Below are 23,560 nucleotides of genomic sequence, written 5' to 3'. Positions count from 1 at the left end.
GGGCAGGCATTTTGCGGACACGGCCTAGGCCGCGTGCCTCCCGCCCCCGCCTCCGCTCCTGCTCCCGCCCCGTGTGCGCTTGGTCGCCGGGACCAGCAGGGCGCCGAGGAGGCCGAGGCCGAGGGCGTAGGGCCACCAGCCGAAGGCGGCGCCGCGGGCGGTGTTCTCGGTGCGGGCCTCGGCGATCGTCGTGCCGGACGAGGACTTGGGGTGGGCGGTGGGGGAGGAGGAGCTGCTCGCGGTGACGGCGGTCAGGACGACGTCGTTGCCGTCGCCGCCCCGGTAGCTGATCCGGTACGTCGTGTCGGCGAGCCTGAGCCTGCTGCCCTCGCGAAGTCCCTTGAAGGAGCCGGTCGTTGGGGCGGTGCCCGTGTGATCGAGGATCGTCACGGTGCGCGCGGGATGCGTACCGGCGGCCGAGAGGTCCAGGTCGCCGGCCAGGCCGACCTTGCCCGCGACCTTCAACGGTTCGCCGCGCAGGATCAGTTCGCCCTTCGCGCTCTGCGTGTAGTTCCCGGTCACGGTCAACCCGGTCGTCACCACGCTGTCGTTCGTCACCGAACCCTTCACCGCGCCCACACCGGTTAGTTCAGTCGCCACACGCAGGCCGGTCGTCCCCACGTCCAGCCGTGCGCCCGCCGAGGTGAGCCGGATCGACCTGCTGCGCACGAGAGTTGCCCCCGAGCGGAGCGCAAGCGTGCCCTTCGAGACCGTCGTCGTCCCTGTGTACGTGACCGCCGTGCCCGTCAGTGTCGTCGTCGCGGCGCCGGACTGGACGAGGGACCCCTTGCCGGAGAGGTACGACAGTTTCACGGGGAGCGACACGTTCCGCGTGACAAGCGTCCCGTCGTCCACGATCCGCCGCCCCACCGTGCCGGTCAGCACCCCGCCGTCGCCGTCCCGCTTTCCCGACCCCAGCCGCAGTACCGCCCCCTTCTCCACGGTCGTGGACCCGTCGTAGTACTGCGGCGCCGCGAAGGTCACGTCGTTCCCGCGTGTTCCCGCGACGACGATGTCACCGGCGCCGGGCGCGGCCAGCGTGTCGTGGTACTTGCCGCCGCCGATCGGCGCACCGAGGGTGACCGGACCGTCGTAGTCGAAGGTCAGCCTGGACCGGACCCCGCTCGCCGCGTGGAGGTTGATGTACACGGTGTCCTTGGTGCCCGGCATGAAGATCTGGTGGGTGGTGCCGTCGCCCCACTGGACGTTCGCGCCCTCGATGTTGGTGCCGCGCTTGTTCAACTGGTGGGCGATCGCCCGCCAGTTGAGGCCGGGGTCGCCGAGCGACGGGTTGGTGTCGCCGCCCTGGTCGCTGTAGCTGTACTGGCCCGTGAGGACGACCTTGCTGCCCGGCCGGGAGTGCACGTTGACGTCGCTGCCGTACTCGCGCTGGTAGAAGGTCTGGTGCAGGGTGATCGTCTGGTACAGCGGGGTGTCGATGATCCAGGAGCCCTGGTTGAGGATCGCGCGGGCGTTGGGCAGCGCGACCGGGTACTCGGGGCGGCCGACCGCCATGCCGGTGCCGTTGTCGATCACCCCTGAGAAAGGGTGGGTTCCGGCGAGGTCGAGCGTGCCCCACATGTTGCGGGGCTGGGTGACCAGGCCCGAGCCGCTGATGGTGCCGATGTTGAAGGTGCGGGTCAGGGAGAGGCGGAGGGTGCCGTCGACCCGGACGTTGAGCTGGTTGAGCCGGTAACCCGGTGTGCTGTACGGGAAGTGGCCGATCAGGCCGGTGCCACCGCCCGTGCCGTACTGGAGAGTCGCGCCGCGCGCGACCGTGATCGCGGGCGGGTCCGGGTTGCTGACGGTCGTGTACGGGTGGTTGCCGCCCTGGGTGGTCACCTTCTGCCGCTGCCGGGCCGCCGGGAGCGTGAAGTCGCTGTCCTTGGTGAGGACCAGCGTCCCGCCGCCGCGCACGGTCAGCGTCCCCTGGCCGCGGAACACCCCGTCGTACGTCGTCGTCCCGGCCGGCACGGTGACCACCGTGTCGCCGGTGAGCGTGACATCGCGGTCGGCGAGGACGTCGGCGGTCACGTCGCGGGTGCCGGCGGCGGAGGCCGGGGGAGCGGAGACAAGGAAGGCGGCGACCGCGGCGAGGGCGCCGGCGGCTGCTGCTGTCGTGTGGATATGGCTGCGCACGGGAGTGGAGACGGTTCGAGGCGCACTGGGATAACAGAAATTTCGAGATCGGACGGAAAGCGCTCTCTCAATGTCTCGTCGGACCCGTTGACCTCGTGGTGGCACACCCTTACCTTTTCGGCGTTCGAAGTCGTTCGTAATGACAGATGGTGTTCGCCATCTCGAACGTTTCCGAGAGGCAGCCGTATGAGCCGCAACGACGAACTGCCCCGTGCCCCCGGCCGAAGGCTGGTGCTGAAGGGAGCCGCTCTGGCCGCGGGCGCCCTGGCCATCACCCCGGCCCCGGCGACCGCGTCCCCGAAAGCAGCCCCGTTCGTGAACCCGCTCGTCCGCCAGCGTGCCGACCCGTACATCCACCGGCACACCGACGGCCACTACTACTTCACCGCCACCGTCCCCGAGTACGACCGCATCATTCTGCGCCGCTCCCGCACCCTGGGCGGCCTCGCGACCGCAGCCGAGTCGGTCATCTGGACCAAGCACGCCACCGGCGCGATGGGCGCCCACATCTGGGCGCCGGAGATCCACCGCATCGGCGGCAAGTGGTACGTCTACTTCGCCTCCGCGCCCGCCGAGAGCGTCTGGGACATCCGCATCTGGGTCCTGGAGAACGCCAACCCCGCCCCCTTCCGGGGCACTTGGGAGGAGAAAGGGCAGGTCAGGACCGCCTGGGAGACCTTCTCCCTGGACGCCACCACCTTCACCCACCGGGGCACCCGCTATCTCGCCTGGGCCCAGCACGAGCCCGGCATGGACAACAACACCGCCCTGTGGCTGTCGAGGATGGCGAACCCGTGGACCCTGACGGGCCCCCAAATACGCCTGTCCACACCGGAGTACGACTGGGAGACCGTCGGCTACAAGGTCAACGAGGGCCCGGCCGTCATCGCCCGCCACGGCCGCCTGTTCCTGTCGTACTCGGCAAGCGCCACCGACTGGCACTACTGCATGGGCCTGCTGACCGCCGACGCCGACGCCGACCTCATGGACCCCGCGAACTGGTCCAAGTCGCCGACCCCCGTCTTCACCAGCAACGACACCACCGGGCAGTACGGCCCCGGCCACAACTGCTTCACGGTCGCCGAGGACGGCCGCGGCGACGTCCTCGTCTACCACGCGCGCCAGTACAAGGAGATCACCGGCGACCCTCTGAACGACCCCAACCGCCACACCCGGATCCAGCTCCTCGGCTGGCACCCCGACGGCACCCCCGACTTCGGCGTCCCCGTGGCCGACACGGTGAAGGAGAGTGTGTGAGATGAGACGTGTGTACGCCATCCTGCTCGCCCTGGTCTGCGCCCTCGCCGCCGCCCTGGTGACGGCGGGCCCGGCCCAGGCCGCTGCCCAGACCATCACCAACGGCACGCAGTTCACGGACACTTCGGGCAACGCCCTGCAGGCACACGGCGGCGGGGTGATCAAGGTCGGCAGCTACTACTACTGGTTCGGCGAGGACCGCAACGCCGACAACACCTTCAGGTACGTCGACGCCTACCGCTCCACCGACCTGAAGAACTGGGAGTTCCGCAACCACGTCCTGACCCAGTCCAGCGCCTCCGAACTCGGCACCGCCTACATCGAGCGGCCGAAGGTCATCTACAACGCCTCCACCGGCCAGTTCGTGATGTGGATGCACAAGGAGAACGGCGTCGACTACAGCGAGGCGAAGGCCGCCGTCGCCGTCTCCTCGACCGTGGACGGCAGCTACACCTACCAGGGCAGCTTCCAGCCGCTCGGCGACAACATGTCCCGCGACATCACGACCTTCGTCGACACCGACGGCACCGCCTACATGGTCTCCGCCGCCAACGAGAACTACGACCTGCACATCTACAAGCTCACCGCCGACTACACCGCCATCGACAGCCTGGTCGCCAACCCGTGGGTCGGCGGACACCGCGAGGCACCCGCCCTCTTCAAGCGCAACGGCGTCTACTTCATGCTGACTTCGGCCGCCACCGGCTGGAGCGCCAACCAGCAGCAGTACGCCACCGCCACCAGCATCACGGGACCGTGGACGGCGTTCACGAACGTCGGCGACTCCACGGCGTACAACTCGCAGACGGCGTACGTCCTCCCGATCACGGGGACTTCGGGCACCTCGTACCTCTACATGGGCGACCGCTGGGGCAACTCCTTCGGCGGCACCGTCAACGACTCCCGTTACGTCTGGCTGCCGTTGACCTTCCCGACCACCACCTCGATGTCCATGGCCTCCTGGTACCCGGAGGTGGCGATCGACACGGCCGCCGGCACGATCACCGGGACGAGCGCGATCTACAACACGCTCGTCGCCCGCAACAGCGCCAAGTGCGCCGACGTACCGAACCAGTCCCTGTGGCAGGGCATCGCGATCAGTCAGTACACCTGCAACAGCGGCACCAACCAGAAGTGGTGGTTCAAGGACCTCGGCACCGGCTACTACGAACTCATGGGCCGCGGCAGCTCGTTGTGCCTCCAGGAGAACTCGACCGACGTCACCCAGGAGAACTGCACCGGCGCCACCACCCAGCAGTGGAGCCTGACCACCTCCGGCAGCTACGTCCTCGTGAAGGCCAGGACCAGCGGCGAATGCCTGGACGTGTCCGGAGCGTCCACCGCCAACTCCGCCGCGATCATCACGTACGCGTGCAGCGGGGCTACCAACCAGCAGTGGACCAGGGGTAGTTGAGACGAGTGTGTGGCCGCCCTCAGGATTCGTGCCGCATCACCGCTCTGCGCGGGTCGGACTCCTGGTGGGCGGCACGCACGGCGCTCTCCCGGTTCATGCGAACCGTCAGCTCACGGCCCGTGCCCAGGTCCTTGGCCGTCGCATGCAGCACGTGGTTCGCGTCGATGTCGAAGCTGAACTCGATCACTGGCTCCCCGCGCGGGGCCGGTGGCACGGGCAGCTCCAGCACACCGAGTCTCTTGTTGTACGCGGCGAGCTTGTGGTGTCCCTCGCGGATGTCGAACCGGGCGACGGACTGAGAGTGCTCGACGGTGGTGAAGATCTCGGACCGTCGGGTCGGGATGGTGGTGCCCTGCTCGATCAGGCAGGCCATGCCGCCGCCCTCGATCTCGATGCCGAGCGGCAGCGAGGTGGCGTCCATCAGCAGCAGTTCGTGGCGGAGTCGACCGGTCAGTACCGCGCTCTGCACTGTCGCGCCGGTCACCACCGCCTCGGGTCCGAGTGAGCGGTTCGGCTCCCGGCCGCCCGCCAGCCGGCGTACGAACTCGGTGATCGCCGGCATTCGTGTGGCCCCGCCCACCAGGATGAAGTGGTCGATGTCCGTGGTCTCGTGGGAGCCGAAGGCGGTGTGCAGCGCCTGCCGCACGGGCTGTTCGCAGCGCCCCAGCAGATCGACTGTCAACTGTTCCAGCCAGGACCGCGTCAGGGTGGTGTCCAGGTGCGCCGGTCCGCTCGGGCCCTCTGCGAGATACGGCAGCTGGACGGGGGTGCTGCCGGCCCCTGACAACTCGGTCTTCGCCTGCTCGGCCGCGACCTCCAGCCTCCGCAGAGCGGCCCATCCGGTGGGCCGGAAGCCGTGCTCGTGGCCGAACACGTTCAGGAGATGCTCGACGATGCGCCGGTCCCAGTTGCCGCCCCCGAGCGTGCCGTCCCCGCCGGTGCCCTTCGTCTCCACCACCCCGTCGCCGACCTCCAGCACGGAGATGTCCAGGGTGCCTCCGCCCATGTCGAAGACGAGGATGGTCGTCTCGTCCTCCGCATGGAGGTATCCGTAGGAAAGAGCCGCCGCCGTCGGCTCGTTGATCATCCTGACTGCCTCGATGCCCGCCATCCCGGCAGCCTCCGCCAGGGCGGCCCGCTGGACGTGGTTGAACTGGGCGGGCACGGTGAGAACCGCCTGGTTCACCTCCTCGCCAAGATGAGCCTCGGCGCTCTGGCGCAGATCACGCAGAATCCAGGAGGCGACCTCCTCGGCGGAGTAGCTCCGGTTCCCGTGCCGGAAGGTCCAGCGGTTGCCGAGCTCCAACTTGACCCGGTGCACGGCGGTTTCCGGGTGGACCAGTGCCTGTGCCTGGGCCTGCCTGCCCACGAGGAGGGTGCCGTCCCCGGCGAAGGCCACCACACTGGGTGTGGTCCGATCACCGTGCCGGTTCGGGATGATCCGTACCTTGCCCTCCCGGAAAACCCCCACCGCCGAGTTGGTCGTGCCGAAGTCGATGCCGAGCATCGCGGAGCCCCCGTTCCCCCGAACCGCCCGCACCCCCATATGCGGACAAAAAATATGATGGCACGTCAGACCGCACCCCGTCCGGCGCTGCCGAAAACTCGGCCTGCCCGGCCGGGGCGCGGTCGCGGCAACTCAGGCCAGCAGATCGATCGCGTCGATGGACGTACCGGCGCTCAGGAACGACGTCGATCCCGACCCGCTCGCCACATAGATCTTCAGCGTGTTGTACGCGCTGCTGTCCGTCAGCCAGGCGGACGCCGGAACGCTGTACGTGAACGTGTAGTTGTTGCCCCGGTACGACCCGACGGTCAGCGACCGGGTGCTCGGCTGGGTCGGCGGCGACGGGACGGCCGAGGTCCAGGTGTCGTTGACGACGACCTGCGGCCGGCCGTTCGCGTACGCCGTCGTCACCCCGATGCGCAGGGTGTGCGCGGCGGCGAGCTGAGCGGCCGTCAGCTTGAAGTACACGATGAGGCCGCTGTTGACGTCCTTCCAGAGGTAGCAGGGGAACGCCGAGGTCTCCGTCCCGCTGCCGACGACGACATTGCCGGTCCAGGAGGCCGCCCGCACGTCCGACGGGTGGGCGTACGTCATCAGGTCCGCGTTCTTGAACCCGCCGGGCGTGCCGTCCCAGTTGCCGATCCGCCAGATCGCGCTCGCGTTGGACGGGTCGTTCGAGGACGGGACGGCGATGCTGTTCAGTGTCGTCGTGCCGCCCGCCGTGACCGCCACCGACCCTGTGTAGACGGCGAGTTCGCCCTTGAAGACGGTCAACGTGTAGGTCCCCGGAAGGACTCCGACGATGGAGAAGTAGCCGTCCGACGCCCGCGCCGAACCCCAGTACTGTGCCGCCGAGTTGGCGAGCCCGACCGTGTACGCGTACGCCGTGTCCCGCCCGGTGATGCCGACGCCCGCGACCCGGCCCCGGCCGCCGGAGGCCACGTACCCGGAGATGCCGAGCGAATCCGCCCACGAGGTCGTGAGGTTGGCGTGGTAGAGCGAGGAGGAGGGTGCGCCGCCATCCGTGAAGGCGATGACGTACGGGCCCTGGAGACCGAAGCGCTGCGCCTCCGTCTGGTTCTCGCCGTAGTACAGGATCTCGTACAACCCGCCGCCGTCCGCGCTCTGGTGGCGCAGCAGGGAGCGGTAGAACGGGCCGCCGGACGCCTTCTCGTGGTTGCTGCGCACGACCCACAGGCCGACGCTGCCGGTGGTCCAGCCGATGTAGTCGTAGTCGACGACCCGCTTCTTCGAGTAGTGCTTGGAGCGGGTCTGGCCGTCGGACTTCTCGAAGACGTCGGCGGACTCGATAGTGGTGGGCGCGTAAGTGTAGGAATCCGGCTCGTCGTTGAGGAACAGGCCGGCCTTCACGCGCACGATGTAGCGGGTCGCGCTGACGGAGTCGTCGGCCTTGTTGGTCCAGAGGTAGACGTTGTTCTCGCCGCTGCGGGCCGCGTAGTAGTGCTTCAGCGTGCCGTACGCGACGGAGATCAGGATCGTCGTGCCGGACTGGGTGATCGTCACGGTGGAGGTGCCGAGGCCGGACTCGATGTGCGAGTTCTTGCCGCCGTAGCCCTGGTACTCGGTGCCCTTGTAGACCAGCGAGGTCAGATCGCCGTTCGTCTTGCTGACCTTGAAGACCAGGCTCGCGCCGGTGTCGACGACGTAGTTCGAGCCGTCGTCGGTGTAGCCGAAGCTCGCGGCCGAGGCGGTCCCGGCGAGCGGCCCGGCGAGCGCCGCCGTACCGGCCGCGGCCGCCGTGCCGAGGACGAAGGTGCGGCGACGGACCGGTCTGTTCACAGAACCGGACATGGGGGTGCCTCCTTCGGGAGGTGGGGGTGCGGGTGCTTTGGAGGGTGACAGTTGAATCGATTTCGCGAAAGGGCTTTCGCAGCCCGGGAGCTGGAGATGATGCGAAATTCGGCACGGGTCTAGAAAGCGCTTGTCCGGAGCGGTACGGTCCACCGCCAGGCCTTGTCGTCGGACGGAGGAGCCACGGATGAGACGTTTCAACATCGCCCTGCTGGCCGCGGTGACCCTGAGCACCGCCCTGTCGGCCGCCCCCGCACAGGCCCACGACCGCACACCTCCGCTCGGCATCGCCAACTGCACAGCGACCGCCTGCCACTTCGACGTCCCGCCCGGCACCTACGACGTCACGGTCCGCCTCGGCGGCGAGAGCGCGGCGAGCACGGCCGTCACCGGCGAGACCCGGCGCTCCCTGCTCCCCGAGACGGCCACCGCCGCCGGGCAGACCGTGACCCGAAGCTTCACCGTGAACGTCCGCACCCCCGAGGGCGAACCCACCGGCCCCGACGGCACCCCCGGCCTCGACCTCACCCTCGGCGGCACCGCCCCCGCCCTCGCCGACATCCGGGTGACCCCCGCCCACCATGCCCATCAGATCGTCCTGATCGGCGATTCCACGGTCTGCGACCAACCGGGCGACCCGTATTCCGGCTGGGGCCAACAGCTCCCGCAGTTCCTGCGGAAGGGTGTTTCCGTCGCCAACTACGCCGATTCCGGGGAGAGTACGGTCACCTATCTGGCGAATCCCCTGCTCTGGGGGACGGTTCAGCCGCTGATCAACCCCGGTGACCTCGTCCTGGTCCAGCTCGCCCACAACGACAAGACGACCGACGAGGCGACGTACCGCGCGAATTTGGAAACGCTCATAGCGGGTATCCGGAAGATGGGCGGTCGTCCGGTTCTGGTGACACCGATCGTCCGACGCTGGTTCAATGCCGACGGCACACTGAACAACGGCACGGCACTGCTGGTGAACGGACTCGGCGTCGACCTGCCGGGCGTCATCCGCTCGGTCGCCGCCGCCGAGGGGGTAACACTGATCGATCTCACGGCGCAGACCAAGGCGCTGGTGGAATCGCTGGGAGTGGAAGGCTCCAAGTCGATCTATCTGTACAACGAGAAGAAGGACAACACGCACACCTCCGTGCACGGTGCCACGGTGTACGCGGGCCTGGTCCGCGACGCACTCGTCGCCCGGCATCTGCTGCCGGAGGACCGGGTACGGGTGGGTTGAGACCCGAAAGACCCCTGGGGCGTCCCGACCGGAACCGGGGCGCCCCAGGCTCCACCCGTCGCCCGTGAGAGTGAGCCGATGCAACTGCCCGCCGACGACCGCGCGTCGAGCCCCCGTACCGGTTACACCCGCGCCCACTGGGAGACGGCCGCCGACGCCCTCCTCGCCGCCGTGGAGCCGTACGCCACCGAGGACCGCGCGCTTTACCACCTCCCCGGCACGCACACCAGCTGGTCCGGCAGGCTCTCCGACGGCCTGGAGGGCTATGCCCGCACCCTCCTCCTGGCCGCCTTCCGCCGCGACGAGACGGCACTGGAGCGCTACGCCGACGGACTCGCCGCAGGCGTCACGGGCGTCTGGCCCCGCATCGAGGACCGCAGCCAGCCCCTGGTCGAGGCGGCCTCGATCGCCCTCGCCCTGCGCCTGACCCGCCCCCTCCTCTGGGACCGCCTCGACGAGCCCGTACGGCAGCGCGCGGCGGCCTGGCTCACCGACGCCCTCACCGCCGAACCCTGGCCCTGCAACTGGGAGTTGTTCCCCGTCACGGTCGGCGGCTTCCTCCAGGAGATCGGCCACGAACCCGAGGCCTCGCGCAAGGCGATCGACCACGGCCTCGAACGCATCGAGCAGTGGTACGTCGGCGACGGCTGGTACACCGACGGCGACGGCCGCAAGTTCGACTACTACAACGGCTGGGCCATGCACCTCTACCCGGTCCTGCACGCCTGGCTCGCCGACGACCCCCGGCTCCTCGACCTCTACGGCACCCGCCTGGAACGCCATCTCGCCGACTACGCCCGCCTGTTCGGCGCCGATGGCGCTCCGATGCACCAGGGGCGCTCGCTCACGTATCGGTTCGCGACGACGGCTCCGCTGTGGCTCGGTGCGCTGACGGGCCGTACGCCCCTGTCGCCGGGCGAGACGCGGCGGCTGGCGTCGGGAGCGCTGAAGTACTTCCTGGACCGGGGCGCGGTCGACGACCGAGGCCTGCTGACCCTCGGCTGGCACGGCCCCAACGAGGCCGTCCTGCAAGGCTATTCGGGCCCCGCGTCCCCGTACTGGGCCAGCAAGGGATTCCTCGGCCTGCTGCTCCCGCCCGACCACGAGGTGTGGACGGCGGTCGAGGAACCGGGCCCGGCGGAACGCGCGGACGCGGTCACCGCGATCACGCCCGCCAACTGGCTGCTCCAGTCGACCAGTTCGGACGGCCTGGTCCGCCTCCACAACCACGGCAGCGCGGACGTCCGCTACGACCCGTACTACACGCGTCTCGCCTACTCCACGGCTACGACGCCCTCGTCGTCGTACGACAACAGCGTGTTCGTGGGCGGCGATCCGAGCCGGACGGACATCGTGCCGTTGGGGGTGGGGGACGGCTTGGTGGCCTCCCGGCACACGGCGGCTTCCGGCGCCCGGGTGACCAGCGTGGTGATGGCCGAGGGCGCCGTGGAGGTGCGGGCGCATTTGGTGGTGGGTGCGGCTGCCGGGACGCCGGTGCGGGTCACGGGCTGGTCGGCGGAGGAGGGACAGTTCGCCGAACTCGTGTCCGTGCACGGGCTGTTGGACGGTGAGGGTGTCGTCGGTGACGGGCCCACCCTGTTCGTCGTCCTGGTCCGGCTCACCGCGGAGCCGGACCCCCGTCCCCTCGCGGAACTGGTGTCCGTGGAGGTCGACGGGGATCACGGTGTCTCCGTTCGGTGGGCCGGCGGCAGGCGCATGAACTACCGGTTCACGGAGTCAGCCGGGCGATCCGGAGGCTCGTGGCGGTCGGCGACGCCTCGTTGAGCGCGGTCGCATAGGTCGGAGTGACCGGTGCGTACGCCCAGGTCAGCGAGCCGTTCTTCAGGACCGCTATGTCACCGGCGATCCGGGCGCCCACCACCTTGTCCGCGCTCTGGAACCTGCCGTTCCAGTCGATGAGCCGCAGGTGGGTGCCCGTGAAGGTGCCGGTGCAGGTACCGGCCGCGCACTTGGCGACCTTGAGGGACTCCCAGGAGACCAGGAGGCGGTCCTTGCCGTAGGGCGCGATGTGCACGTCGACGTTCTCGGTGCCGGCCGCGCTCGTGAGGTAAACCGCCTTGCCGGGGCCGGAGTTGCGGTTCGCCATGAAGGCGACGGCGACCTGGTGGGTGCTCGTCCTCGGCGTCACCGTCCAGCCGCGTCCGCTGGAGTCGGCGGAGTTCTTCCTGGCCGAAGCGGCGCCACGGGAGGCGAAGGCCGTGGCGTACCGTCCGCTCGCCGACTTCACCAGGTCACCCGTACGGCCGGGGAAGGTACCACCGCAGTACCCCGCCCAGCACTGCTCGCGCTGCACGACCGGCGCGACGTCCGGGGCGCCGATCCCGGTGGAGACGAACAGGCCCGAGCGCCAGTCGTCGAAGCAGAGCGAGGTGAACGCGCCGGTCGTCTCCGCGTGCAGCGCGATGCCCTCGTCGTGGCTGCAGCCCCAGCTCCAACCACCGCTCAGCTTCGCGCCCTTGGCGCTGATGTACGCCAGCTTGTCGCCGAAGTGGCCGTCCGCGAAGCCGCCCGCGCCGTGCACCACGAAGTACGCGCCGTACTTCGTACCGTTCCAGACGAGTTGGCCGTCGAGGCCGGGGGAGGTGTCGTTCGAGGCGGTGCCGGTGAGCTTGGTGCGGAAGGTCTGCTTGCCGTTCGTGTAGCGGATGATCGCGGCGGCCGTCTCCTTCCACTTGTTGGTGTCGGCCACCCGGGTGAGCAGCGCGAACCCGTCGTTGTGCGCGACCAGACCGCCGACCTCTTTGGCACCCTTGACGACCGTGTCGGCGCCCGAGCGCACTCCGGCGGCGTTCAGCGGGGTGACATGGACGCCGTCCGCGGCGGGCCACGCCACGCGCAGGGTGCCGTTCGGGGCCACCGCCGTGGTCGTACGGGTCCACTGGCGGGTGTTGTTGTAACCGGCCGTCAGATAGGGGAACTTGGCGGTGAGCGCCACTGTGGTAGTGGTCGGGGTGAGCGTGCCGGTCACGGTCCTGGCGGCGGCCGGGGTCTTCGCGACCGCCTTCGGGGTGGATTTCGCGGGGGAGGCGGTCGGGGTCGTCGTGGCCGCGGTGGACGCGGAGCCGTCGGCGGCGTCGTCGTTGGACGGGAACGCCGACGAGGTGGTCCCGGCCGCGGTCGAGGTGCCGCTCCCGCTGTCGCCGCTGTCCGATGCCGCGGTGGCGTACCACGCGCCGCCCAGCAGGGCCGCGACGGCGAGCGAGCCCGCGAGCGGCTTGCGGGCGATGCGGCGGGGGTCGCGGCGACGGTGCGAAGTGGTGGGTCTTGCGTTGGTCATGCCCCGAAGTCGCCGCCCGCGCCCGGGAGGTTGCCGTGGGGGTGAGACCGGCTCCACAGCCCGGGCGGGCCGATCCTGGTACGTTGGATGCTTTCCTGGGTATCAGACCTTTTGGACTCATCTCCGGCGAGGGACCGAGGAACCATGACCATGGACCCCGGCGACAAGCGGCTGGCGGCTGCCGTCGTGATGGACGACGACGGGCGCGTACTTCTCGTGCGCCGCAGCGGCACCGAGCGATTCCTGCCCCGGGTGTGGGGCGTGCCCTGCGGGAAGCTGGAGCCGGACGAGCGGTCCGAGGACGGTGCGCTGCGCGAGCTGAAGGAAGAGACCGGGCTGCTCGGCGAGATCGTCCGCAAGATCGGCGAGTCGTCCTTCGTCAGCGAGTACCAGGGCCGCGAGACCAAGAACTGGCAGGACAACTTCCTGGTCAGGCCCCTGACCCGGGACATCACCCTCCCCGAGCCCGACCAGGCGTACCGCTGGCTCCGGCCCTCCGAGCTGTCCGACTCCGGCCTCGACATCGACGAGTACAACCTGGACGTCGTACGACAGGCCCTCACGAACTTCTGAGCGACTCCGCCAGACCGTTCAACGCGCCCAGATAGTCCTTCACATCGAGCGGCACCTTCGCCACCGCGCCCGGATGCGGGCCCGCGGCCGTGAACACGTCGGTGTGGCGCCGCCGTTCGGCCCCCGTCTCCAGGAACAGCGTCACGGTCGGTACGTCCGTGTCGCACCAGGCCCGGTGCAGGATGTTCGCCGGCAGGGCGTAGGCGCTGCCCGCCGTGTACTGCCCCACATGCGTCAGCCGCAGCCGCGCCGGTCCCGTGCGCCGCAGCGTCCAGTCGGCACTGCGCTCGGCGAGCGACTCCTCGTACCGGTCCGCCGTGATCCCGCCGTCGCCGCGCGCCTCGTACAACTCCATCGCGAGCCGTCCCCGGACCACGTAGGAGGCAAGCGGGGAACGGTGGTTGTGGATGTCCTCCGCGCCGATCGCCGCCACGTCCGGATGCCACAGGTGCGCGCGCAGCATGTGCCGGGGACCGCCGTCGATCAGCAACAGCTTGTCGAAGCCCAGGACATGACGGTACGACAGCCCGGCGCAGTGCTCGGGATCGCCCTCGCCGGAGGCGAGTTCGGCCACCAGCTCCAACAGCCGCTCGGGAGAGCCCAGTTCGGCGATGACGGCACGGGCCGAGGTCACCGTCTCGTCGTCGGACAGGTCGCCGTCCAGCGCCTCGGTCAGCAGCCGTCGCGCCGCCAGGATCTGCCGGCCACCCATGCACTCACTCCCCAACTCGCCCTCACACCGGCCTTGTCCGAGTATCCGGCTGATACATCCATACGGCATGTGCGCGCAGCGCCGAAAGCCCCTGATAGGTCATCCAGATCGGCTGACGCAGTTCCTCCGTCGTCGTGAACATCGACCCGTCCCGGCTCCAGGACCAGATCCCGTCGGTCTGCGCCGCCCACACCGCGTCCGCCGCGCCGTTCAGCCGCTCCTGCCAGGCCTCCTCCAGGCCGTCCTGCCGGGCGATCTCCTGTGCGCCCGGGGTGAGCAGCGCCCGCACGATCCAACTCGCGGTGAAATGGCGGACGTTCAGCACCTCGTGGTGCGAGGAGTCGTCCGGGTGGCGGCGGCGCACCTCCTCGCGCAGGTTCGCCAGGTCGGCGCAGGTGTCGTGCGCGGTCGCCGGGCAGGCCAGCAGCCAGCGCACCCCGTCCTCGCGCGCCGCACGCTCCACCGGTCCCTCGCCCAGCACCCGGGCCGCCCGGTCCAGGGCGACGACGGCCTGCGCGGTGTGCAGCGCGGAGGGCTGGGCGGGTTGCCGGACGACGGGTCGGTCCGGGTGCGCGGGCCACGGCAGCACTGACAGCCGGTGGCTCCAGCAGCGGCGGTGCTGGCGCTGCGGGTCGGGGAACGCGCCGTCGACCAGGGCGTCCCGCAGCACGGGAAGGATCGGCGCGTCCGGCGCCGCGCGCAGCAGCCCCCGCATCACGGTGGTCACCACGTGGGTCAACGCCCGCCCCGTACTGTCGAGTTCGGGCGTGAAGGCGGCCTCGCAGCGCGCCACCTCGTCGGCCAGCCGCTCCCGGGAGGCCCCCGCCCGCGCCAGCGCGCCCAGCACCATCGCGGTGACCTCCGGGCGGGCCACCGCCCCCTGCGAACGGGCCGACCAGCCGCCGCCCTGCAACCGCAGCCGCCACAGCGTGTCGATGAGGTCGCCGGTGTGCAGCCGTCCGTCCTGCACACCCAGATCCAGCACGATGTGCAGTCCGTACGCCGTGGCCAGCGAGGTCGGCCGGGCCGGGCCGTCCAGCTCCTGGAGGGAGTGCGGCCACCCGATGAGACGGCCGCGCACCGGGTCGTCGACCTCGGCGACCTGGGCGACGAGGGTGTCGTAGGCGGAACCGAACACCTGCGGCAGCGGGCCGGGGACGGCCGGTGCCGGGGGAGCGGGGGCGGTCGGCGGTGCGGGGCCGGACGTGCGGGCGCGCAGCAGGGCCGCCGCCAGCCAGGTCATCCCGGCCGTGGCGAGGCCGCTCAGCCCGGAGATCAGATACTTGGCGGCTGCCCCGTCGATCGAGTCGGGCAGCACCTCGAAGAGGAACTGGAACACCGCGTATCCGGCGGCCAGGCACCCGAACCGGCCCAGCCAGCCCACGAACCGGGCCGGCGGACTCCCGCCGGGCGGCACCGGACCGGGCGCTCCCGGGGCTCCCGGCGTTCTCAAGGGACCACGTCCCAGCTGCTGTTGAGACAAGTCGCGCTCCCTCCCCCCAGGGTGGCACGTGGCATTCGCGAAGCTTCCAGTCTAAGTGGTCAGCGATGCGCCTGGGGCGTGGACCGGAACCGCCGTCTCCGTCACACCACTTCCCCTTCACGTGGCCAGTGAGTCAACGCCACATGAAGGGCGTCGACGGCACGCTCCCACGACCGCCGCACATCACGCGGCGCCCCGAAACCGCCGCTGGACTCCAGCGCGCAGTAGCCGTGGAACGTACTGCGCAACAGCCTTACGGCGTCGGTGAGATCGGGCTCCTCCAGGCCGTAGGCGCGCAGCAGGCCGTAGGTGAGCTCGGCGGTGCGGCGCAGGGCGGGGGAGGCGGCGACCAGGGCCTGGTCGACGCGGATCTGGGTGGCCGCGTACCGGCCGGGGTGCTCCAGGGCGTAGTCCCGGTAGGCGTCGGCGAACGCGCCCAGCGCGTCCCGGCCGGAGCGGCCCTCGACCGCGACGGCGATCCGGTCGACCAGCTCGCCGCCGGCGAGGAACGCGACCCGGGTGCGCAGGTCCTGGAGGTTCCGGACGTGCGAGTACAGGCTCGCGTCCTTCACGCCGAAGCCGCGGGCCAGCGCGGACAGGCTGACGTTCTCGAAGCCGACCTCGTCGGCGAGGTCGGCCGCCGCCGCCACGACACGGTCGGCCGTGAGTCCCGCACGTGGCACGGCGCTCCACCTCTCCTCCGGCCTGCGGCAACTGAAGACCCCAGGACAATAGCCAGTAACAAGAAGGCTGCCCCGCGTGTTTCCACCCCGCCACCACCGGACTCCGGCACCAGACTTGACCACCATGGACGAAAACTCCTCCACCCCCGCCCCCACCGGCCTCCGCGCCACCGCACTCCTCGGCCGCCCCAAGCTGTGGCTCATCCCCACCGTGCTCACCGGCCTCCTCGCATTTCTGCTGTCCCTCCTCTACATGGGCGGCATCGTCAACCCCAACCGCGAGCTGCACGACCTGCCCATCGCCCTCGTCAACAGCGACACGGGCAACCCGCTCCCCGGCCAGCAGCAGAACATCGGCACCCAGATCGCCCACGCCATCGTGACGAACACCAGCAGCCGTGCGGCCGGCTGGCGGCAACTCACAAGAGTCCAGGCCCAGCGGGAACTCGACTCCGGCAAGGTCTACGGCGCTCTTGTCATCCCCGCCGGCTTCACGGACTCCGTCGCCGCGCTCACCACCACGAAGGCCACCGTCCGGCCCACGATCACCGTGCTCACCAACCCCGGCAAGGGCAGCCTCGGCTCCTCCCTGGCGAGCAAGATCTCCACGACCGCGGCCCAGCAGGCCTCCCTCACCATCGGCAGACAGCTCACGGCGGCGGCCACGAAGGCCGACTCCACGCAGAAACTGCTGCTCGCCGACCCGGTCGCCGTCGTCACCCAGGTCGGCCACCCCATCGGCAGCAACAGCGGCATCGGCCTGACCGCCTTCTACTACACCCTGCTGCTGGTCCTGGCCGGATTCATGGGCGGCAACGTCATCAGCAACGGCGTCGACACGGCCCTCGGCTACGCCGACAACGAGATCGGCCCCTGGCACACCCGCCGCCCCACGGTCCCGATCGACCGCACCCAGACCCTGATCCTGAAGATGGTCATGACGGCCGGCATCACCCTTCTCAGCGTCTCCCTGATCATGCTCGCCAGCGTCAGCATCCTCGGCATGGACGCCACCCACATCCCGCTGCTGTGGATCTACTCCTACTGCGCGGCCCTCGCCGTCGGCCTCGGCGTGCAGGCCATCAACGCCGCGTTCGGCGGGATCGGCCAGCTGGTCTCCATGTTCGTGTTCATCGTCCTGGGCCTGCCGTCCTCCGGCGCGACCGTCCCCCTCCAGGCGGTCCCCGGCTTCTACCGGTTCCTCTCGCACTTCGAGCCCATGCGCCAACTCAGCGACGGCGTAAGGGCGATCCTCTACTTCGACGCCCGCGGCGACGCGGGCCTGACCCGCGCCTGGACCATGATCGGTGTCGGCACGGCCATCGGCCTGCTCTTCGGTTTCGCGATGGTCCAGTACTACGACAGGAAGGGCCACAAGCGCCTGACCCCGCAGCCGATGGGATGAGGCTCAACTGCGTGGCCGGATCCGAGAGTTGACTGTCGGACTTTCTGAGAGAACACTCTCACATCATGGATTCCGGCAATCGCTTCGGCGACATGGAGATCTCCGACCCGAAGGCGATGCGCGCACTGGCGCACCCCGTAAGGCTCGCGATCCTCGAACGCCTCCAGCGCCACGGCCCCGCCACCGCCTCCCGGCTCTCCCCGCACGTGGGCGCCACCCCGTCCGTCACCAGCTGGCATCTGCGCCATCTCGCCGGCTTCGGCCTGGTCCGCGACGCCGAGGGCGGGACGGACCGGCGGGAGCGGCGCTGGGCGGCGGTGGCGCGGGGCTTCCGGTTCGAGGCGGCACAGGACGAGGAGGGCCGGTCGGCCGCGCAGGAGCTGGCCGGGGAGATGTTCGCGCGCAGAGCGGACGTGCCCCTGCGCTGGCTGACCGGGACGGCGCCCGGCCTGGAACCGGAGTGGAGCCGGCTCGCCGGGACGGGCGACACACGGATCATGGTGACGGCGGAGGAACTGGCCGCGCTGAAGGACGCGTTGGAGGAACTGATCGCGCCGTACGTCGCCCGCAACCGGGATCGCCGGCCACCCGACGGCAGGGGCGTCCGCCTGCTGATGTACACCCTGCCGGAGGGCGCCGCGAACGAGGACAGCGAGACGGACATACCCGGGTGAAGGGCCGGTGGACACCTCGGCCCGCGCCCGGCTCGCTGTGGCGGGACCGCCGCTTCGTACGGTTCTGGTGCGGCCAGACCGTCTCCCAGCTGGGCGACCGCATCTCCGAACTGGCCCTGCCCCTCCTGGCGGTCGGCGCACTGCACGCCTCCGCGAACCAGGTCGCCTGGCTGACCGCCCTCGTCTGGACCCCGAACCTCCTCGGCCTGTTCCTGGGCGCCTGGGTCGACCACCGCCCCGGCAAGCGCCAACTCATGCTGCTCGCCGACCTGTTCCGAGCCGCGGTACTCCTCACCCTCCCGATCGCCTACGCACTCGACACGGTGACGCTCGGCCAGCTCTACGCGGTGGCCCTGCTCACCGGCGCGGCGGCGGTCGTGTTCAACACGGCCTACTCGTCCTACTTCGCGCACCTCGTGCCGCAGACGGCGTACGTCGACGCCAACAGCAAGCTCAGCGCGAGCAGATCGGTGTCCTTCATCGCGGGCCCCGCGATCGGCGGCGGTCTGGTGCAGGCGCTGACGGCACCGGTCGCGGTGATCGCCGACGCGCTGTCGTTCCTCACGTCGGCGATCCTCGTCGCACGCACCCGCGTGGACGAACCGGTGAACAGCACCCGGGCGGCCGGCCCCTCGCTGCTGCGGCGGGCGAGAGAGGGCCTGGCCTTCGTGATCCACGAGCCCGTCATGCGGGCCGGTCTCCTCTGCGCCACGACCGTCAACTTCTTCACGTTCCTGTCGAGTACGGGCCTGGTGGTGCTGTTCGCCGACCGGGTCCTCCAACTGTCGCCAGGGGCCATCGGGTTGGCGTTCGGCGTGGGTGCGACGGGCGGCCTCCTGGGGGCCGTGACGGCACCCGCGATCACCCGCCGGATCGGCGTGGGCCGCAGCATCGTCATCGGGGCGGTCCTGTACCCGGCCCCCATCGCCCTCATCGCGGCGGCGACCGGCCCGACCTGGGCCCGCCTCGGCACCCTGGGCGCGTCCGAGTTCCTCTCCGCCTTCGGCGTCATGCTGCTCGACATCAACCTCAACTCGCTCCAGACATCGGTCGTTCCGGACGGACTGCGGAGCCGGGTGGCCGGGGCGTACAACACGGTCAACTACGGCGTACGGCCGCTGGGCGCCCTGGTCGGAGGCGGGCTCGCCACGCTGGTCGGCCTCAGGGCGACCCTCGTCGCCGCGGCCGTCGGCGGGGCGCTGTGCGTGCTGTGGCTGCTGCCCTCGCCGATACCGGGGACACGGGTGCTGGGGGAGGGCCCGGACGCCGACGCCGAGATCACGCGTGAGGAATATCGTTTCTGAGTCGCCGCCTGGCTGCCTAGAGTTGCCGGAATGGCCCAACCCCTCTGGCGACAACGGGACTTCGCCACCTTCTGGACCGCCCAGACCCTCTCCGTGCTCGGTGACTCCTTCGCGTTGATCGCGCTGCCGCTGCTGGTGCTTCAGGCCACCGGATCGGTCGCGCGGATGGGGCTGCTCACGGCGGTGGGTGGGGCGGCCTCGGTCGTCGCGGCGGTGTTCGCGGGGGTCGTGGTGGACCGGGTCGACCGGCGCAGGCTGCTCATCTGGTGCGACCTCGTGCGGATGGTGCTGTACGGGGTCATTCCGCTGGTGTGGGTGTTCGGGCCGCGGATATGGCTGCTGTACGTGGTGCTGCCGTTGTGTGAAGCCGTCGGCATGCTGTTCTCCGTCGGGTATGTGACGGTGGTCCGTGGGCTGGTCGGTATCGAGCAACTCACCGAGGCCAACGGGCGGTTGAACGCCAGTGCCGCCGCAGCGGGGGTACTCGGGCCGCTCGGTGCCGGCATCGTCGCGGCCTGGAGCGGGCCGGCCGCCGCCGTCGGGGTGGACGCGGCCAGCTTCGGGGTGTCGGCCGCCTGTCTGGTGTTCGTACGGTTCCGCGGCCGCCCCGACCTCGAACAGCGGGCGGAGCGGGGCGGGTTGTGGCGGGACCTCCGTACCGGAGTCGCCTTTCTGCGCGGACACCCGGTGCTCCGCGCTCTCACCGCGCTCCTCTTCTGCTTCAGCTTTCTCACCCTCGGCCTCAACGACCTGGTGATCTACCACCTCAAGCACGACCTCGGGCACGACGACGGCACCGTGGGCACGGTCATGGCGGTCGGCGCGCTCGGCACGATCGCCGGGGCCCTGCTGGTGGCCCGGGTGCGGCGCCGGCTCGGCTTCGGGGCGACCTGGATCGGAGGCGTGGCCGTGTGCGGGGCGGCCTTCGCCTGGTTGAGCCGGGCGAACGACGTGGCGACCGTGGCGCTGGTGAGCGCCGCGTTCCTGGGCTGCGACCAGATGGCCGGTACGTGCTCCATGTCCCTGCGGCAGGAGGTGACGCCGGAACAGCTGCTCGGCCGGGTCACCTCCGCCTTCTGGACCCTCCACTACGCGGCGGCCCCTGTCGGCGCCGCCGTCCTCACCTGGGCCGCCGAACGCCGGGGCACCGCACCGGTCGCCGTCGTGGCGGGCGCGTGCTGCGTACTGATCGCCGTCGTCGCCCTGCTGACGCCGATACGGCGCTCCGGCCGGTCCTGAGCGGCTCGCGCGCGCACGCCCAGGACCCGGTTCTCAGCTTGAGCGCGATCTTCGGGCTGTGCGGGGTGAGTTCGACCAGCGCCGTGCCGCCGTCGAAGTCACCCGTTCACCCCCGTGTAGTTGCTGAGGCTCCACCGCCACAGCAGCCGCGCCCCGAGATACGTCAGCAGGCCCACGAGGGGTGAGCTCGCCGCGAGCCAGTACGGCACCCCGATGTCGTGGCCGTGCCCGGTCAGCACGGCGGCCGGGAGGAAGGCGACGAACGCGAGCGGAAGGCCGTAGGTGAGGAAGCCGCCCACCGCGCGGGGCAGGACGTTGAGCGGGTAGTTGCCGAAGGTGCCGAGGAGGTCCTCGATCCAGCGGCTCCAGTAGTCCGCGGACGGGAAGCGGAGGGAGGCGGAGGCCACGGTGGTGAAGAGGGCCGCCTCCAGCAGCATGCCGCCGATGAGCGCGGCGATCAGATACGCGATGCGGCCCGCGGTCCAGTCCAGGTGGCTGCGGCTGAGCGCGCCGACCATGAGGCCGCCCGCCACCGTGAGGTCGCCGATCGCGTTGGTGGGGAAGTACTCCAGCTGCGCCTGGCGGTGGACCGGCATCGGCCGCACCAGATAGATGTCGATACGGCCTTCCTGGATGAACCGGCCGAGGCCGTGCATACGGCCCAGGAACAGCACCATCAGCCCGTGCGCCATCATCCGGGTCGCCGGGATCAGCAGCACGTCCGAGCTGTCCCAGCCGCCCATTCCGGCGAACCGGGTGAGCAGCACCGTCGCGAACACGATCACCGACACCTGCCAGATCGCGCCGATCGCGATCATCAGCAGGAACTCGGTGCGATATTCCAGCTGGGCACGGAAGTTGAGGCGCGTGATACGCCACGCGATCCGGACGGCTTTCACACGCATCAACCTCCTTGGGCCACGACCCGGCGGGCGGCGCGCCGCCACAGGAACCGGGTGAACAGGGACAGGACCGCCACCCAGCCGGCCTGCAGGGCGAGTTGGACCCCCGCGTCGGACAGCGGGATACGGCCCACATAGATCGAGAGCGGCACACTGAGCGTCGCCTGGAACGGCAGGAAGCGGCTCATCGTGATGAACCAGTCCGGGAAGAACCACAGCGGCGCGTACACACCGGACAGCAGGTTCTGCGCGAAGATCAGGATGAGCATCGCGGCCCCGTTGCGGAGCGTCCAGAAGCACAACTGGTCGATGAGGAGCATGACGTAGTAGAGGACGAGCTGGCCCAGCAGCATGCTGAGCGCGAACACCCCTCCCACGGAAAGGGACTTGGGCGGTTCCACCACACCGGCAGCGAGGCAGACGACGTACCCGGTAAGTGCCCAGGCCAGCCCGTACAGCTGCTCGCCGAACGCCCGCAGCGCGTAGTAGCGCTGGGGTGGCAGCGGACGCAGATACCAGTAGATGATCGTGCCGAAGTGCATGTGCTGCAGGACCGTGTCCCGGCCCGCGTACTGGTCCAACTCCCGCAGGCGGGAGGCGAGTACGGCCAGTACGGCGTACGTCACCGCCTGGTCGCGGGTGAGTCCCGCGGTGGTGCCGGTCTGGGAGTACAGGCCGCGCCACAGGGACGCCACCAGCACGATCTGCACCGTCAGCCGGAGCAGGGCGGCGGTGATGCGGGGCGGGGCGAGGAGTTCGCCGAGCGGGGTGACACGGGCGGCGCGCCAGGCGTGCAGGGCGGCCATCTCAGGTCTCCTCGGTGCGCGGTCCGGCCTGGACGTACGCGGCCCGCATCACGTCCTCCAACTCCGCCTCGTCCATGGCGACTTCGGTCACCTCGTACCGCTCGATGACCTGCTTCAGCGCCTGATGGACGGTCGGCCCCTCGGTCCCCTCCGGGCCGAAGACCACCTGCGGTCCGTCCCGCCGCACCAGCGCGATGCCGGGCAGCGGTACGACCTCGGCGTGCGCGTCGGCCAGCGTCGCGCGGATCTGCCAGGTCGAGCCGAACTTGCGGCGGATCTCGTCGAGGGTGCCGTCGAGCACCAGCCGGCCGTGGTTGATGAGGACGACCCGCTCGGCGAGCCGGGCCACCTCGGTCATGTCGTGCGTGGTCAGCAGGACCGTACGGCCGCGCTCCTCCACCTGATGCCGCAGGAACTCGCGCACCTGTTCCTTCACGACCACGTCCATGCCGATGGTCGGCTCGTCGAGGAAGACGACCGGCGGGTCGTGCAGCAGCGCGGCGGCCAGGTCGCAGCGGACGCGCTGGCCGAGGGAGAGGTGGCGGACCCGGGTGTCCCAGAAGCTGGACAGTTCGAGGAGGTCGTCGAACTCCCGCAGCCGGGCCGCGTGTTGGGCCTTCGGCACCTCGTAGATGTCCCGCAGGATCGAGAACGACTCCCGCACCGGCAGGTCCCACCACAACTGGGTGCGCTGCCCGAACACCGCCCCGATGTTACGGGCGTTGCGCTCCCGCTCCTGGTACGGCACCACGCCCGCGACCCTGGCCTCCCCGGAGGTGGGCGTGAGAATCCCGGTGAGGATCTTGATGGTGGTGGACTTGCCGGCGCCGTTCGGGCCCAGCAGGGCGAGGAGTTCACCCGGGGCGACATCGAACGTGACGTCGGAGACCGCGTGCTTGGGTACGCGCTCCGGGTTGACGAGAGAGCGCAGGCCACCGACGAAGCCCGGGCGCCGGACAGTTGTGTGGAAGGTACGGGACAGCCCCCGGACCTCGATTTGATTTGCCGTTCGCCTCCGGGGCGCTCCAGCCGGGGGGGGGGGGGGGGGGGGGGGGCGTGGGCGGTCTCGCGGCGTCGCGCCCGCGCGAGCGCTCCAGGCGGCCGACCCCGCCGGACCGCGC

At 70.3% G+C, this 23,560-nt stretch carries 19 protein-coding genes; 9 read left to right on the top strand and 10 right to left on the bottom strand.

All coding sequences use genetic code 11. From position 1 onward, the window contains the following. Nucleotides 1–24: 24 nt before the first annotated feature. Nucleotides 25–2,139, bottom strand: a complete 2,115-nt coding sequence (locus tag ACFXC1_RS11065; protein WP_381241499.1) for an autotransporter — start codon at nt 2,137–2,139, stop codon at nt 25–27. Nucleotides 2,140–2,325: 186 nt separating this feature from the next. On the opposite strand from ACFXC1_RS11065, the gene ACFXC1_RS11060 reads away from it, so the two are divergent. Next, nucleotides 2,326–3,396 (top strand): glycoside hydrolase family 43 protein, encoded by a 1,071-nt coding sequence (locus ACFXC1_RS11060; protein ID WP_381241497.1) that lies wholly within the window; start codon nt 2,326–2,328, stop codon nt 3,394–3,396. Between the two features lies 1 nt (nt 3,397). Then, a complete protein-coding gene (locus ACFXC1_RS11055) occupies nt 3,398–4,810 on the top strand; it encodes an RICIN domain-containing protein (protein ID WP_381241495.1) in 1,413 nt (470 codons plus the stop codon). Nucleotides 4,811–4,829: 19 nt separating this feature from the next. Here ACFXC1_RS11055 and ACFXC1_RS11050 read toward each other — a convergent pair whose 3' ends face one another. Both ACFXC1_RS11050 and ACFXC1_RS11045 read right to left on the bottom strand, forming a co-directional pair. Then, complete coding sequence (locus ACFXC1_RS11050; protein ID WP_381241494.1) at nt 4,830–6,317, bottom strand: Hsp70 family protein; 1,488 nt, start codon at nt 6,315–6,317, stop codon at nt 4,830–4,832. 132 nt (nt 6,318–6,449) lie between these two features. Beyond that, nucleotides 6,450–8,129, bottom strand: coding sequence for a rhamnogalacturonan lyase B N-terminal domain-containing protein (locus ACFXC1_RS11045; RefSeq protein ID WP_381241493.1), 1,680 nt, complete (start codon nt 8,127–8,129; stop codon nt 6,450–6,452). A gap of 187 nt (nt 8,130–8,316) precedes the next feature. On the opposite strand from ACFXC1_RS11045, the gene ACFXC1_RS11040 reads away from it, so the two are divergent. Then, nucleotides 8,317–9,360: a rhamnogalacturonan acetylesterase gene (locus tag ACFXC1_RS11040; protein WP_381241491.1), complete on the top strand. Its 1,044-nt coding sequence runs from the start codon at nt 8,317–8,319 to the stop codon at nt 9,358–9,360. A gap of 78 nt (nt 9,361–9,438) precedes the next feature. Further along, nucleotides 9,439–11,145: a DUF2264 domain-containing protein gene (locus ACFXC1_RS11035; RefSeq protein WP_381241490.1), complete on the top strand. Its 1,707-nt coding sequence runs from the start codon at nt 9,439–9,441 to the stop codon at nt 11,143–11,145. On the opposite strand, the gene ACFXC1_RS11030 is transcribed toward ACFXC1_RS11035, so the two are convergent. Continuing rightward, nucleotides 11,090–12,658, bottom strand: a complete 1,569-nt coding sequence (locus tag ACFXC1_RS11030; protein WP_381241488.1) for a hypothetical protein — start codon at nt 12,656–12,658, stop codon at nt 11,090–11,092. The two genes, ACFXC1_RS11035 and ACFXC1_RS11030, sit on opposite strands and share 56 nt — an antisense overlap. 150 nt (nt 12,659–12,808) lie before the next feature. Between ACFXC1_RS11030 and ACFXC1_RS11025 the strand changes: the two genes are divergently transcribed. Further along, nucleotides 12,809–13,231: an NUDIX hydrolase gene (locus ACFXC1_RS11025; protein WP_381241916.1), complete on the top strand. Its 423-nt coding sequence runs from the start codon at nt 12,809–12,811 to the stop codon at nt 13,229–13,231. Here ACFXC1_RS11025 and ACFXC1_RS11020 read toward each other — a convergent pair. From ACFXC1_RS11020 to ACFXC1_RS11010, 3 genes are all read right to left on the bottom strand, one after another. Beyond that, nucleotides 13,218–13,943: a hypothetical protein gene (locus ACFXC1_RS11020; protein WP_381241486.1), complete on the bottom strand. Its 726-nt coding sequence runs from the start codon at nt 13,941–13,943 to the stop codon at nt 13,218–13,220. The genes ACFXC1_RS11025 and ACFXC1_RS11020 overlap by 14 nt on opposite strands. A 22-nt stretch (nt 13,944–13,965) precedes the next feature. Next, a complete protein-coding gene (locus ACFXC1_RS11015) occupies nt 13,966–15,396 on the bottom strand; it encodes a hypothetical protein (RefSeq protein ID WP_381241484.1) in 1,431 nt (476 codons plus the stop codon). Between the two features lie 131 nt (nt 15,397–15,527). Next, nucleotides 15,528–16,109 carry a TetR-like C-terminal domain-containing protein gene (locus ACFXC1_RS11010; RefSeq protein WP_381241483.1) on the bottom strand — a complete coding sequence of 194 codons (582 nt, stop codon included), beginning with the start codon at nt 16,107–16,109 and terminating at the stop codon, nt 15,528–15,530. 124 nt (nt 16,110–16,233) lie between these two features. On the opposite strand from ACFXC1_RS11010, the gene ACFXC1_RS11005 reads away from it, so the two are divergent. The 4 genes from ACFXC1_RS11005 to ACFXC1_RS10990 all read left to right on the top strand — a co-directional run bounded on the left by ACFXC1_RS11005 (nt 16,234) and on the right by ACFXC1_RS10990 (nt 20,731). Then, entirely contained in the window at nt 16,234–17,514 is a 1,281-nt protein-coding gene (locus tag ACFXC1_RS11005; RefSeq protein WP_381241481.1) for a YhgE/Pip domain-containing protein, read from the top strand. A 65-nt stretch (nt 17,515–17,579) separates the two neighbouring features. Continuing rightward, entirely contained in the window at nt 17,580–18,188 is a 609-nt protein-coding gene (locus ACFXC1_RS11000; protein WP_381241479.1) for an ArsR/SmtB family transcription factor, read from the top strand. Beyond that, nucleotides 18,185–19,492: an MFS transporter gene (locus tag ACFXC1_RS10995; protein ID WP_381241478.1), complete on the top strand. Its 1,308-nt coding sequence runs from the start codon at nt 18,185–18,187 to the stop codon at nt 19,490–19,492. Before ACFXC1_RS11000 ends, ACFXC1_RS10995 begins: the two co-directional genes overlap by 4 nt. A gap of 30 nt (nt 19,493–19,522) precedes the next feature. Next, nucleotides 19,523–20,731 carry an MFS transporter gene (locus tag ACFXC1_RS10990; protein ID WP_381241476.1) on the top strand — a complete coding sequence of 403 codons (1,209 nt, stop codon included), beginning with the start codon at nt 19,523–19,525 and terminating at the stop codon, nt 20,729–20,731. Nucleotides 20,732–20,829: 98 nt separating this feature from the next. On the opposite strand, the gene ACFXC1_RS10985 is transcribed toward ACFXC1_RS10990, so the two are convergent. The 3 genes from ACFXC1_RS10985 to ACFXC1_RS10975 are packed head-to-tail and all read right to left on the bottom strand — an operon-like array spanning nt 20,830 to nt 23,436. Then, on the bottom strand, nt 20,830–21,636 hold the full coding sequence (locus ACFXC1_RS10985; protein ID WP_381241474.1) for an ABC transporter permease: 807 nt from the start codon (nt 21,634–21,636) through the stop codon (nt 20,830–20,832). Beyond that, nucleotides 21,636–22,439 carry an ABC transporter permease gene (locus ACFXC1_RS10980; RefSeq protein WP_381241473.1) on the bottom strand — a complete coding sequence of 268 codons (804 nt, stop codon included), beginning with the start codon at nt 22,437–22,439 and terminating at the stop codon, nt 21,636–21,638. The genes ACFXC1_RS10985 and ACFXC1_RS10980 overlap by 1 nt, the downstream gene beginning before the upstream one ends. A gap of 1 nt (nt 22,440) precedes the next feature. Further along, a complete protein-coding gene (locus ACFXC1_RS10975) occupies nt 22,441–23,436 on the bottom strand; it encodes an ABC transporter ATP-binding protein (RefSeq protein ID WP_381241914.1) in 996 nt (331 codons plus the stop codon). Nucleotides 23,437–23,560 lie beyond the last annotated feature (124 nt).

The organism is Streptomyces hokutonensis, assembly GCF_042751305.1.
Lineage (GTDB): Bacteria > Actinomycetota > Actinomycetes > Streptomycetales > Streptomycetaceae > Streptomyces > Streptomyces hokutonensis_A.
The sequence above is the reverse complement of the archived record's forward strand: the minus strand, read 5'-3'. Positions and strand labels throughout refer to the sequence as shown.